Origin of the sequence: Hymenobacter glaciei (genome assembly GCF_039539585.1) — a bacterium.
In the GTDB taxonomy this organism is placed as follows: domain Bacteria; phylum Bacteroidota; class Bacteroidia; order Cytophagales; family Hymenobacteraceae; genus Hymenobacter; species Hymenobacter glaciei.
This window is the reverse complement of record NZ_BAABDK010000030.1, coordinates 35809-48981: the sequence shown is the minus strand read 5'-3', so window position 1 is coordinate 48981 and position 13173 is coordinate 35809. Positions and strand designations below refer to the sequence as shown.

Below are 13173 nucleotides of genomic sequence, written 5' to 3'. Positions count from 1 at the left end.
TATGAAAACCCAGAGGCCCAATCTGCCCTGCCTCATCGGCAGCTTATGCTTGTTGGCCTTAGCCCTCGCGCTGCCCGCCTGCCAGCCCGGCCAGGCCCGCCTTGCGCAGCTCGAAGCCACCCAGCAGCAGCAGGCCCGCGACATAGCCACGCTGAAGCGGCAGCTGGCGGCGAAGGAAGAAGAAGTAGCCCAGCTGGAGAATTGCGTGGGCGACCTGGAAACGGCGGTGTACGACGACCAGGACTCGGTGGCCTACGACGAGGAGCGGCCCGCCGGCCCGGTGGCCCTGTAGCCGCCCGGCCCAACCCTAAAGCTGGGTGTGTGCGTTAACAAAGCTGTTTCCCATTCCTGTTGTATGAACCAGCACTCCCGCCAGCTTCGCTACTTTTTCTCCGGCCAGAATTTCACCGATGGCGTGCGCATCACGGTGTCGATTCTGCTGCCGGCGGTGCTGCTGGGGCAAGCGGGGCACTTTGCCGAGGGCCTCACCATCTCGACCGGGGCTGTGTGCATGAGCGTGACCGACACGCCCGGCCCGGCTGCCCACCGGCGCAATGGCATGCTGGCCGCGCTGGCGGTGTTGGCCCTCACGGCCCTGCTCACCAGCGTGGCCGCCCTCAGCGTTTGGACACTGGCCCTCGAAATCGGCGTGCTCAGCTTTGGGCTGACCATGCTGCTAGTGTGGGGCGCCCGGGCCGGGGCCGTGGGCACCGCCGGCCTGCTGAATGCGGTGCTGCTGCTGGCCCACCCGCCCACGCTGGCCGAGGCCCCGCTGCACGTGGGGCTGCTGGTGCTGGGCGGCCTCTGGTATGCGGGCCTCGCGCTGGTGGCCTACCAGGTGCGACCCTACCGCCCGGCCCAGCAGGCGCTGGGCGAGTGCATTCATGCCCTGGCCCGCTTTCTGGCGCTGAAAGCCCGCTTTTACGAGCCCCGCACCGACCTCGACGACGACTACCGCCAGCTGGTGGCCCAGCAGGTGGTGGTGAACGAGAAGCAGGAAGCTGCCCGCGACTTCCTGTTCCGCACCCGCCAGATTGTGAACGAAACCACCAGCACTGGCCGCCGCCTGGTGCTCACCTTCGTCGAAACCGTCGATTTGTACGAGCGCATCACCATGGGCTACTACGACTACTCGGCGGTGCGCGAAGAATTTGCCAGTACCGGCGTGCTCGCCGACGTGGCCCGCCTCATCCGGCACGTGGCCACCGAGCTCGACCACCTCGGCGTGGCCATTCAGGCCAACCACGCTTACCAAGGTAGCGGGCCCCGGCTCACCGCCGAGTGGGAGCGCCTGCAAGCCCGCATCGGCACCCTGGATGCCGAAGCCGGGCTGGGCAGCCACGCCCTAGTGCTCAAGAAAATTCTGGTGAATCTGCGCGACATTATCCGGCGCGTGGGCAACATCCGCCGCTACTTCGACGAGGCCCTGACCGCGGCCGAGCCTGCTGCCAGCCGTGCTGCCGAGCACGGCCGCTTCGTGGCCCACCAGGAAATCGAGGCGCGCACTTTCGCCCAGAACCTGACCATGCGCTCGGCCGTGTTCCGCCACGCCGTGCGCATGACGGTGGCCTGCCTGGTGGCCTTTATTGTGGCCGAGACCCTGTGGCACGGCCAGCACAACTACTGGATTCTGATGACCGTTACCATCATGCTCAAGCCCGGCTTCAGCCTCACGCGGCAGCGCAACACCGAGCGCATCCTCGGCACGCTGGCTGGGGGCGTGCTGGGCGGGGCCGTGCTCTGGGCCGTGCCCTGGATGGAGGCCCGGTTCGTTATTCTCGTGGGGTTCATGGTGGTGGCCTACAGCTTCCAGCGCACCAAATACCTGGTCACGGTGGTGTTCCTCACGGCCTATTTGCTCCTCATGTTTCGGTTTTTGGGGCTGAGCTTTCTGGGCGTGGCCCAGGAGCGTATTCTGGATACGCTGGTGGGCTGCGGCATTGCCTTGGGGGCCGGCTGGCTGCTGTTTCCGAACTGGGAATCGGAGCAGCTGACCGACTACATGGCCGCCGCCCTGCGCGCCAACCTGGCCTACCTGCGCCAACTGGCCAACCGCCTGGCCGGGCGGCCCCTGCCGCCGCACGAGTACCGGCTGTTGCGCAAAAACGTGTATGTGAGCGGCGCCAACCTGGCGGCCGCCTTCCAGCGCATGCTCACCGAGCCCAGGAGCAAGCAGCATCACCCCGAGAAAACCCACGAATTCGTGGTGCTGAACCACATTCTGTCCTCCAACATCGCCGCGCTCACCGGCACCCTGCGCGAGGCCGCGCCTGCCGTGCCGCCCTTCACGCCCGAAAGCCGCCGCGCTCTCACCAGCGCGGTGGCCGCCCTGGGCAAAAGCCTGAGCCGCATGGCCCCGCAGGCCGAGGCGCCCAACGTAGAGCTTCTGCCCGCCGAGGCCGCTGCCCCACCCGCTGCTGCCAACGATAGGTCGCTGCTGGAGCAGCTTACGTTTCTGCAAAAAGTGAGCGCCGACATTGGCAAAGTGACCGAAGTGCTGGCCAAACCGGCTGTTGGGTAGCCGGTCCAGGCCGAGCACAGCCGGTCATGCAGAGCGCAGCGAAGCATCTCGCGTGCTGCCACTAATCAACAACGATTGAGTCACTACCACACGCGAGATGCTTCGCTGCGCTCTGCATGACCAGTTGCTACCTGACCGTCTGGTGTATTTTCTAGCCTTTTGCTCCTGGCTGTTGCAGCGTTTGCGACAGGCGTTGCAGCTTCTCCTCCAGCTCGACGGCGGCCAGCTCGCACACGGTTTCAATTTTTTCGAACAGGCGGCGCACCTCGGTCAGGTTATCGGCGGTGACTTCGGCGCTGGAATCATCGGCGATGAGGATGCCGGCCAGGGCTTGCAGGTCTTTGGCATTGCCCTCGAACGCTGGGTTGATGCCCATGGTGGCGAACGTGGGAATGATGGAATGCGTGGCCAGTTTCAGGGCCGGCCAAGCGTTTTCCTCAATGGCCTTTTTCATGGTTTGCACCAGCGGCGGAATCTCCTGCAGGTACAAGTAAATCATCTCGGCCATGCGCGCGTCGCTCTTGGTGATGCGGCGCAGGTAATCGAAGTTGACGCAGGTAACCGGGCCCGTCGGCAGGGCTTCGGCTTCCTCCGCAACGGCTTCCTTCTCGTAGCCCGAGCTTTTCAGGTACTTGATGATTTTGCTGTAGAGCAGCTTGTCGTCGATGGGCTTCGAGATGTAGTCGTTCATGCCCACGGCCTTGCACTTCTCCACGTCCACGGTCGTCACGTCGGCCGTGAGGGCGATGATGGGCACCGTAAGCTTCAACACGTTGCGGATGTGCTCGGTGGCTTCGAACCCGTTCATCACCGGCATCTGCAGGTCCATGAGCACAATGTCGTAGGACGTGGTGGCCAGCTTTTCGATGGCAATCTGGCCGTTGCCGGCCACTTCCATCGCAAAGCCGAAGTCCTCCAGCAGCGTCTTCATCAGCAGCTGGTTGAGGGCAATGTCTTCGACCACCAGAATTTTCACGTCCTGGAAACCGGTTTCGAGGTCTACGCTCAGGTTGGTTTCAGCGTCGGCCTTTTCCAGGGTTTTGTTGAAGCTCAGGATGAAGCTGAACGTGGAGCCCGCGCCCACCCGGCTTCGCACGTTGATGGTACCGCCCTGCGGCTCCACCAGGTTTTTCACGATGGCCAGGCCCAGGCCGGTGCCGCCGTACAGGCGGCTGGTGCCGCTGGTAGCCTGCTGGAAATTGTCGAACACCGTGCCCAGCTTCGATTGCTCGATGCCGATGCCGGTGTCGGTGATGGCAAACTCCAGAATGACTTTTTCCGCGTCCTGCACCAGCAGGCGCACGCCCACCGTGATGCTGCCTTCGCTGGTGAATTTCACCGCGTTGCTCACCAGGTTCAGGATAATCTGGTGCAGGCGCACGGGGTCGCCCACCAGCACTTCCGGAATCCGGTCGTCGTACTCCATCACCAGCTCCAGGTTTTTCTCCTGGATTTTGGTTTCGAACAAGTGCACCATCGCCGACACCGAGGCCGAGAGCTTGAACGGAATCTGCTCGAACGTCATGCGGCCGGCGTCCACTTTGGCCAGGTCCAGAATGTCGTTGATGAGCACAATCAGCGTGTCGCCGCTCAGCTTGATGGCCGTTAGGTATTCGCGCTGCTTGTCGGTGAGCTCCGTTTTCAGCACCACCTTCGTGAAGCCGATGATGGCATTCATGGGCGTGCGAATTTCGTGGCTCATGTTGCTCAAAAACTGCTGCTTGGCCTTCACGGCGTCCTCGGCAATCTCGGTGGCGCTTTCGGCTTTGGCCTGGGCTTCCTCGGCCAGCTCGGTGGCGCGCTCGGCCGCGATTTTGGCCTCGGTCAGCTCCGTCGCAATGCGTTTCTGGTCGGTTACGTCGCGGGCCACAATCACCACGCCCAGCACGTGCCCTTCGTCGTTCTTGTACACCGAGCCGTTGAACAGCACGTCGGTCAGCTTGCCGTCCTTGTGGCGCAGCGTCAGGGGCGAGTCGGCCACGGTGCCCTTGGCAAACACCTCCTGGTACACCTCGCGGGCCATCTGCGGCTCGGTGAAATACGTGAAGAACTCGGAGCCCAGCAGCTGCTCGCGCTCGATGCCGGTGATGTACTCCGTGGCCATGTTCATGTCCGTAATCTTGCCTTCGGGGCTGATGGTCACCAGCGGGTCGCGGCTGGCCTCAATCAGGCTGCGGGCATAGTTGGCAATGCGCAGCTCGGCCGCGCGCTTCACCTTCTCGTCGTTTTGGAACGCCAGCTCCTTGTTGGCAATCACCAGCTCGGCCGCCCGCTTTTCCTTCTCGTCGTTCTGAAAGGCCAGCTCGATGTTGGCCACGCTCAGCTCCTGCGCCCGCTTCTCCTTCTCGTCGTTTTGAAACGCCAACTCGGTATTGGCCACGCTGAGCTCGGCCGCCCGCTTCTCTTTTTCATCGTTTTGGAAGGCCAGCTCGGCATTCGCAATGCTGAGCTCGGCGGCGCGCTTTTCCTTTTCGTCGTTTTGGTAGGCCAGTTCCTCGTTGGCCACGCTCAGCTCCTGCGCCCGCTTTTCTTTTTCATCGTTCTGGAAAGCCAGCTCGGTGTTGGCCACGCTCAGCTCGGCGGCGCGCTTTTCCTTTTCATTGTTCTGAAAAGCCAGCTCCTCGTTGGCGATGCTCAGTTCAGCGGCGCGCTTTTCCTTTTCATCGTTCTGAAACGCCAGCTCCTCGTTGGCCACGCTTAGCTCCTGCGCGCGCTTCTCCTTCTCGTCGTTCTGGAAGGCCAGCTCGGTATTCGCAATGCTGAGTTCGGCGGCGCGCTTTTCCTTCTCGTCGTTCTGGTAGGCCAGCTCTTCATTGGCCACGCTCAGTTCCTGCGCCCGCTTTTCCTTCTCGTTGTTCTGAAACGCCAGCTCTTCGTTGGCAATACCCAACTCGGCGGCCCGCTTTTCCTTCTCATCATTCTGGAAAGCCAGCTCCTTGTTGGCCACGCTCAGCTCCTGCGCCCGCTTTTCTTTTTCATCGTTTTGAAAAGCCAGCTCCTTATTTGCTACACTGAGTTCCTGGGCCCGCTTTTCCTTCTCATCATTCTGGAAAGCCAGCTCCTTGTTGGCGACGCCTAATTCCTGCGCCCGCTTCTCTTTTTCATCATTCTGAAACGCCAGCTCCTTGTTGGCAATGCTGAGCTCGGCGGCCCGCTTTTCCTTCTCGTCGTTCTGGTAGGCCAGCTCCTCGTTGGCAATACCCAGCTCGGCGGCGCGCTTGCCTTTCTCGTCGTTCTGGTAGGCCAATTCCTCGTTGGCAATGCTGAGCTCGGCGGCGCGCTTCTCCTTTTCGTCGTTCTGGAAAGCCAGCTCTTCGTTGGCGATGCTGAGCTCGTCGGCCCGCTTTTCCTTCTCGTCATTCTGGAAGGCCAGCTCCTTGTTGGCAATGCCCAGCTCGGTGGCCCAGTTCTTTTCGGCCACTTCGCGGGCCACCAGCACCGCGCCCAGCGCCTGGCCGTGGTCGTCCTTGTTCACCGTGCCCTCAAACAGCACCTCCGTGAGCGTGCCGTTGGTGTGGCGCAGCGTGCAGGGCACGTTGGTAACCGCCCCGGTCACTATCACCTCCTGAAACATCGCCCGCACCACGGCCGGCTCCGTGAAGTACCGGAAGAAATCCGAGCCCATCAGCGCCTCGCGGTCCACGCCGGTCAGCTTCACGGCGGCCTCGTTGGTATCAATGATGTGGCCCTGCACGTCGACAGTCACCAGCAAATCCTGGCTGGCTTCAATCAGCCGGCGGTAACGCTTTTCGCTTTCCTTCATAAAGTAATTGCCATGGGCCGGCAGGTAAATTTTTGCGGTTGGTAGGGAAAGCGAGGGAGTGCCTGCTGGACGCCGCAGGCAGGTTCGCCCACAAAACCCCGGGGGTGGCTAATAAATAATAGCAAAGTCTAATTCTATCCTTTTCTGAAAAATGACTTCCTGAAAGGTACAGCTTTCCCGACGTAGAAATGCTGCCGAAGAGTAAGACAAGGCGCAATGGAGCAGGCCCGCAGCCCGGGGCGCCGCCCGGGCACTTTGCAACCAAGCCAGCGCCCTATTTCGCCGCCTTGCCGCCGTCGGGCTTCAGCGTGCGGCCCAGCCAGTCGAAAAACACGCGCTGCCACACGATGGCGTTTTGCGGCTTCAGCACCCAGTGCCCTTCGTTGGGCAAATACAGAAACCGACTCGGAATGCCGCGCAGCTGCGCCGTGCCGAAGGCCTCCATCGCCTGCCCCTCGGGCACCCGAAAATCCTTGCCGCCGGTGATGACGAGGATGGGGGTGTCCCAGTTTTTGGCGAACAGCTGGGGGTTGAATTCCTGGTAGGATTTGCTCGGGGTAACATCCCAGGGCGCGCCGCCCATGTCGTGCTTGGCGAAGAATATTTCCTCGGTGCTGGGGTACCAGCTGGTGAGGTTGTAAAGGCCGTCGTGGGCAATAAAGGTCTTGAAGCGGCCCTCGTGGTGGCCGGCGATGTAGTACACCGCGAAGCCGCCGTAGCTGGCGCCCACGCAGCCGCGGCGGTCCTTGTCCACAAACGGCTCCTTGCTGATGGCATCAATTGCCGAGAAGTAGTCGCGAATGGCTTGCCCGCCCCAGTCGCCCGAAATGGCATCGTTCCACTCGCGGCCGAAGCCGGGCAGGCCGCGCCGGTTGGGCGCCACCACGATGTAGCCGTTGGCCGCCATCAGCTGGAAATTCCAGCGGTAGCTCTGGCTCTGGGTGATGGGCGACTGCGGCCCGCCCTGGCAATAGAGCAGCGTGGGGTACTTTTTAGCCGGGTCGAAATCGGGCGGGTAAATCACGTACACCTGCATCTGCTTGTTGTCGGTGGTGGTTACGCGGCGGTCTTCCACCTTGCCCAGCTTGATGCCGGCCAGCTCCGGCTGGTTGATGGTGGTAAGGGCCGTTTCCTTGCCCGTTTTCAAATCGAGCCGCACGATGTCGGCAAAGGCCGACAGCGTGGTGCGGTTGGCCACGGCCTGGTCCTTACCCACCAGCTCAAAGGCGTTGTAATTCTGCGCACCGGTGGTAATCTGGCGGATTTTGCCGCCCTTGCTCGGCAGTGAATATAGTTGCTCGGTGCCGGCAATAACAGCCATGAAGTAGATGGTTTTGCCGTCGGCGCTCCAGCGTACGTTGGCCGCGCTCAGCTCCGAGCCTTTGGTGATGTCGACGCGCTTCTTGCTGGCGAAATCGTACACCACGATGCCGTTGCGGTCGCTTTCGAAACCGGGCGTGGCCATGCTCAGCCAGGCTACCTGCCGGCCGTCGGGCGAGAAGCCGGGCTCGGTGTCGTAGCCGCCCAGGCCCTCGCTCAGGTTCACGGTTTTCTGGTCGTGGATGTCGTAGAGGTAGATGTCCGAGTTCGTGCTTTCGGCCTCAGCCTTGCCGGTGAGCTTGCGGCTGGTGTAGGCAATGCGGTAGCCGTCGGGCGAAAAGGCCAGCTGCTCGGCGCCGCCGTCGGGCATCAGGGGTGAGTCGAACTTCTCGCCGGGCATCAGGTCCTTGCCGTAGCCTTCGGGCTTGCCGTCGGCGTTCAGCGCCTGAAAGAAGACGTGGCTGGCGAGGTGGTCGTCCCACACGTTCCAGTGGCGGTAGTTGAGGTCGTCGATGATTTTGGCGTCGGCCTTGGGCAAGTCCGGGAACATATCGAGCGTAGTGGGGCTCGACTTCACATCCTGGGTGTAGAGAATGAAGTTTGCCTTGGGCGCATATTTCAGGTTAGCCAGGCCCTGGTCGGGGAATTCGCTGAGCTTGGCTTTGCCGGTGCCGTCGGCACTCATCACGTAAAGTTGGTCGGTGCCGCTTTCGCCCGACATAAACGTCAGCTTGCCATCGGGCCGCCAGTTCAGGGTGTTTTCCGAGTTGGGCGTGTCGGTAAGTCTCCGAGGGGTGCCACCGGCCACGGGCACGGTCCAGATGTCGGCGTTGCCCTTGTTATCGGCCAGGCTGTATCGGGTCACAGTGTAGGCCACGGTCTTACCGTCGGGCGACACGGCCATTTCGCCCAGGCGACCCAACTGCCAGAGCTTTTCGGGGGTGAGGACGGATGGGGGAGCAGTTTGGGCGGCCGCCGCGAGTGGGAGCAACGCCAGCGCGCCAAGAAAGAGCTTGTTCATGGGCGAAAATTACGGAATGCCACCGCATAGCTGGCAAGGGGCATCTGTTGGAAAGTATATGGAATAGGCTATTTATCGACTAAGTTTATAGTAAACATTCTTTCCCTGAGCCCGCTATGAAATCAATTGCCCCTCGTTTGCTATTGCTGGCGGCCGGTTTGTTCCTGCTCGTATTGGTCACCAACGCTCAGCAGACCGCACCGGCCAAGCGCAGCCTGCCGCCCATTCCCGGCCTGGGCCCCGAGCCGGTGCTGCCCGCCAACCCCTCCGCCGCCCAGCAGGCCGAATACAAGCGCCAGCTGGCCGAGCGTACCCGCGTGCGCTGGAACTACATTCTGACCGATTCGGTGGCCCGGGCCCGCACCCTCAACGAAAAGCCCAACACCCTGCTAGTCGAAACCGTGAAAGGCCTCAAGCCCGGCACCGCCCTCGATGCCGACATGGGCGAGGGCCGCAACGCCATTTACCTGGCCCAGCAGGGCTGGAAAGTAACGGGCGTCGACGTGGCCGAAAAAGCCCTGGCCTACGCCCAAACCCGGGCCAAAAGCCTGGGCGTATCCCTCACCACGGAGGTGGCCGACATGGCCAAATACGACTGGGGCACCAACAAGTGGGACCTCATCGTGCTGAGCTACGCCGGTGGCCGCGACTACGCCGCCCGCGTCCAAAAAGCCCTGAAACCCGGCGGCATCGTGGTCCTTGAAGCCTTCCACATGGATGCCACCGAAAAAATACAGGTAGTAGACGGCGACTACCGCGTGTTCTTTAAAACCGATGAGCTGAAAAAGCTCTACGGTGACGTAGGCCTGAAAATTGTGCGTTACGAAGAGCCCATCGGCACTGCTGATTTTACGAAGCAGCAGCTGCGGCTGGTGAAGCTGGTGGCCCGCAAACCCTGATACCCCAAAGAATGGCGCAAAAAAAAGCTTCCCCAATCGATTGCAGGAAGCTCTTCTTTTGCGGGATGACAGCCACCTGTCCGCGCTAATAGGCGTCAGGAAGCACATCTACGGCCTGGAAGCCGTTAGGTTGAGCAACGCCCTAATTTTGCTGAAGCCTCACAGTGCCAGTACCCGTCTTATTACCTTCGCCGCCGCTGTCAAACCGGCCTTCCTACCTCATGCGCCACGTCGCCGACATTCCCCATCCCGCCGTCAAAATCACGCTCCTGGCCTGGAACGGCAAGTTTCTGCTGAAGTTGGAGCAAGGCAACCTTGAACAAACCTACAAGGTGGCCGAACTCGACTTGCTCACCGGCTCCGATGCCGAGGTGCGCGAATTGCTCGACGACGAGTTTCTGGCCGCCGCCATTGCCCGCTTCCAGGCCATGCGCGACGATTTGCAGGCCGCCTTCGACCGCCAGGAGCTGCGCTAAAAAGTTGTTTGAACGGGGTAGAAACGCATAGTTCCGTCTCATCGTTGATGACTTACGCCTGCACAAAACGTTTGAACGGTTGACTAATGGCGTGGCCGACGAGACGCAATTATGCGTCACTACCCCGTACAGCCAGCTAATCCGTCTCCCCGGCCGGCCCGGCGTAAACCACTAGCGGCTGCTGGGTGAGCGGGTTGGTAATCACCCGCAAATCCACTTCAAACACTTCTCGCAGCAGTTCATTCGTCAGCGCAGACGGCTGTTCGAGAATGCAATGTATCTGTCCGTTTTTCAGCAATACCAGTCGGTCGGCGTAGGCCAGGGCCAGGTTGATGTCGTGCAGAATGGTGACGACAATGGCCTGCTCGCGGGCCAGCAGCCGGGCCACTTGCAGCAGCTGGTGCTGGTACTGAATGTCGAGACTGGCCACCGGCTCATCCAGCAGCAGCACGCGGCTGCCCGCCGTCGGCGGCTCCCAGATTTGGGCCAACACGCGCGCCATCTGCACCTTCTGAGCCTCGCCACCGCTCAGGGTGGCGTAGTCGCGGTCGGCAAAAGCCGTTAGGCCCAGCGTGGCCAGCGCCTGCTGGGCTATGCGCTGGTCGTGGGCCGGCGTGCTGCGCCCGTAGTGCGGGTAGCGGCCCATCAGCACCACGTCTTCCACCGTCATCGGAAACGCCAGGTGAATTTCCTGCGACAGCACCGCCCGCGCCCGCGCCAGCGTGAGGCGGTTGAGGTGGTGCAGGTCCTGCCCATCGAGCTGCACGCGGCCCTCGGTGGGCACGTAGAGGCCGGCCAGCAGGCGCAGCAGTGTGGTTTTGCCCGCGCCGTTGGGGCCAAGAAGTACCGTTACTTCGCCCGGACGGCAAGCCAGCGTGGCGTCGTGGAGCAGGGTTTTGCCTTGAACAGCGAAGGAAGCATGGTCGAGACGAAGCACGGTTCAGGGAGTGAGTTGTTCAGGAAATAAAAGCAGCAGAACGTCATGCTGAGCTTGTCGAAGCATCTCTACCGCGCAACTAATCAGATTTAGTGTTCCAGTGAAGATGCTTCGACTGCGCTCAGCATGACTCCGAATAGCGCTGCTAACTGAGGCCCGCAATGCGGTGCTTCGAGAGCAGCCCCAGAAACACCGGCGCGCCCACCACCGCCGTGAGCACGCCAATCGGCAATTCGGCCGGCGCAATGATGGTGCGCGCCACCGTGTCGGACACTACCAGCAGCACCGCCCCGAGCAGGCCCGCGCCCAGCAGCAGCGTGCGGTTGTCGGTGAGGCGCAGCAGCCGCAGCAGGTGGGGTACCACCAGGCCCACAAACCCGATAACGCCCACCGTGGCCGTGGCCACCGCCACCAGCAGGGTATTCAGCAGCAGCACGCGGTTTTGCAGTCGGCGCACGTCAATGCCCAGGTATTCGGCTTCGTTTTCGCCCAGCTGCAGGGCGTTCAGCGCGTTGGCATAGCGCAGGGCTAGCAGCCCGCCCACGGTGGTTACCGTGCCCACAAGGTAGAGCGAGGGCCAGTCGGCACTCGAAAAGCTGCCCAGGCTCCAGAACGTGATGGAGCGGGCCTGCGGGTCGCGGGCAATGTAGGAGAGGAAGCCCGTGCCGCCGGCTGCCAGCGCATTCACCGCGATGCCGGCCAGCAGCATCGACGTAACCGGCACGCGCCCCCGGCCCGCTGTTGCCGATAGCCGGTACACCAGCCCCGTAGCCGCCAGCGCCCCCACGAAGGCCGCGGCCGGTAGTACCAGCGCCCCGAGTATCGGCACGTTGGCCCAGCTCAGGGAGTTGCCGAGCACGAATATCACCGCCGCGCCCAGCGCCGCCCCGGCCGACGTGCCAATCAGGCCCGGCTCTACGATGGGGTTGCGGAACAGCGCCTGCATCAGCGTGCCCGACATGGCCAGTGCCGCGCCCACGGCCGCGCACAGCAACACCCGCGGCAGCCGAATCTGGAAAAACACGGCCCGGTGCAGCTCCGCCGTTGGGTCGGTAGGAGTGGGGCTGGCACCGAGGAAACGGCCTATTTCCGCAAACGTGAGCGCCACCGCCCCCAGCCGCGCCGAGAGCACCAGCGCCACAAGCAAGGCCCCAGCTAGAATGCTGAAGTAGAGGCGTACGCGGCGGGGAGAGGGTTTCACGAAGGCGAAGTGAGTTTGTTAACGTCATGCAGAGCGCAGCGAAGCATCTCGCTTGTAGTAGTAAACCAATCGATTGAGATTAGCTGTGGCCCGCGAGATGCTTCGCTGCGCTCTGCATGACGTTCTAGTATGACGACATTCCATTACGGCTTCTGATGAATCAGCTGCTGCAGGTGCAGCACGTTCTGACCAGTGCGGGGGCCCAGGTACACCAGGTCGTGCTCCTCGACGCGGTAGATGCGGTTGTTTTTGGCAGCGGGCGTAAGGGCCACGCCGGGCAGCTGCTTAAACTTCTCCAGGCCGCCCTGCCGGTCGTAGCCGAAGTCGGTGGCCAGAATCACGTCGGGCTGGGCTTCGGCAATCAGCTCGGGGCTGATGGGCTTCATGCCCTCGCTGGCGTTCAGCGAGTTCACCCCACCGGCCCAGGCCACCATCTGCGAGCCGGTGCTCTGCTGGCCCATTGCCAGGTAAATGTTCTTTTGCAGGCCGTAGTGGATGATAACCACCTTCGGGTGCGCGGGGTACTGCCCGGCTTTGGTGGCGGCCAGCTGCATGTCGGCCGTTAGCTGGTGAGCCAGCGAATCGGCCCGGGGGCGCTTGCCGAACAGGTCGCCGAGCTGCTGCAGCAGCTGGCAGGTTTCGGGAATGGTTTTGCTCGGTGCAAATTCCTTGATGGGAATGCCCACGTCGCTCAGCTGCGTCATCACCGCCGCCGGGGCTACGTTGCCATCGGAGTACACCACGGTGGGCTTCAGCGAAACAATGCCCTCAGCATTAAGCAAACGGTGGTAGCCCACGGTGGGCAGCTTCTTGGCCGCCGCCGGGAACGTGCTCGACAAGTCGACCCCGACAAGCTTGCTTTCCGCGCCCAGCGCGAAAATCATTTCCGTCAGCTGCTTCGATACCGAGACAATGCGCTCGGTGCCGGGCGGGGTGCTGGCCGCTTCTTCGTTTTTGAAGCGGTTACAAGCCACGGCGGCCAGCAGCACGGTGGCATAAAGGAATTTCTTCATCGGATTGTGGTCTGATAGAACG

At 62.1% G+C, this 13173-nt stretch carries 9 protein-coding genes; 4 read left to right on the top strand and 5 right to left on the bottom strand.

The features are described 5' to 3' along the window. Nucleotide 1 precedes the first annotated feature (1 nt). Both ABD837_RS19485 and ABD837_RS19480 read left to right on the top strand, forming a co-directional pair. Nucleotides 2–292 carry a hypothetical protein gene (locus ABD837_RS19485; RefSeq protein ID WP_345057896.1) on the top strand — a complete coding sequence of 97 codons (291 nt, stop codon included), beginning with the start codon at nt 2–4 and terminating at the stop codon, nt 290–292. A 63-nt stretch (nt 293–355) separates the two neighbouring features. Then, nucleotides 356–2521 (top strand): FUSC family membrane protein, encoded by a 2166-nt coding sequence (locus ABD837_RS19480; RefSeq protein ID WP_345057893.1) that lies wholly within the window; start codon nt 356–358, stop codon nt 2519–2521. Nucleotides 2522–2672: 151 nt separating this feature from the next. Here ABD837_RS19480 and ABD837_RS19475 read toward each other — a convergent pair whose 3' ends face one another. Beyond that, on the bottom strand, nt 2673–6284 hold the full coding sequence (locus tag ABD837_RS19475) for a PAS domain S-box protein (protein ID WP_345057891.1): 3612 nt from the start codon (nt 6282–6284) through the stop codon (nt 2673–2675). Nucleotides 6285–6558: 274 nt separating this feature from the next. Then, complete coding sequence (locus ABD837_RS19470) at nt 6559–8625, bottom strand: S9 family peptidase (RefSeq protein ID WP_345057890.1); 2067 nt, start codon at nt 8623–8625, stop codon at nt 6559–6561. A 116-nt stretch (nt 8626–8741) separates the two neighbouring features. Between ABD837_RS19470 and ABD837_RS19465 the strand changes: the two genes are divergently transcribed. Further along, nucleotides 8742–9524, top strand: coding sequence for a class I SAM-dependent methyltransferase (locus ABD837_RS19465; protein ID WP_345057888.1), 783 nt, complete (start codon nt 8742–8744; stop codon nt 9522–9524). 221 nt (nt 9525–9745) lie between these two features. Further along, nucleotides 9746–10000 (top strand): hypothetical protein, encoded by a 255-nt coding sequence (locus ABD837_RS19460; protein ID WP_345057885.1) that lies wholly within the window; start codon nt 9746–9748, stop codon nt 9998–10000. 136 nt (nt 10001–10136) lie between these two features. On the opposite strand, the gene ABD837_RS19455 is transcribed toward ABD837_RS19460, so the two are convergent. The 3 genes from ABD837_RS19455 to ABD837_RS19445 all read right to left on the bottom strand — a co-directional run bounded on the left by ABD837_RS19455 (nt 10137) and on the right by ABD837_RS19445 (nt 13151). Next, nucleotides 10137–10937, bottom strand: a complete 801-nt coding sequence (locus tag ABD837_RS19455) for a heme ABC transporter ATP-binding protein (protein WP_345057882.1) — start codon at nt 10935–10937, stop codon at nt 10137–10139. Between the two features lie 145 nt (nt 10938–11082). Continuing rightward, entirely contained in the window at nt 11083–12138 is a 1056-nt protein-coding gene (locus ABD837_RS19450) for a FecCD family ABC transporter permease (RefSeq protein WP_345057880.1), read from the bottom strand. A 143-nt stretch (nt 12139–12281) separates the two neighbouring features. Continuing rightward, nucleotides 12282–13151: a heme/hemin ABC transporter substrate-binding protein gene (locus ABD837_RS19445; RefSeq protein ID WP_345057877.1), complete on the bottom strand. Its 870-nt coding sequence runs from the start codon at nt 13149–13151 to the stop codon at nt 12282–12284. Between the last annotated feature and the right edge of the window lie 22 nt (nt 13152–13173).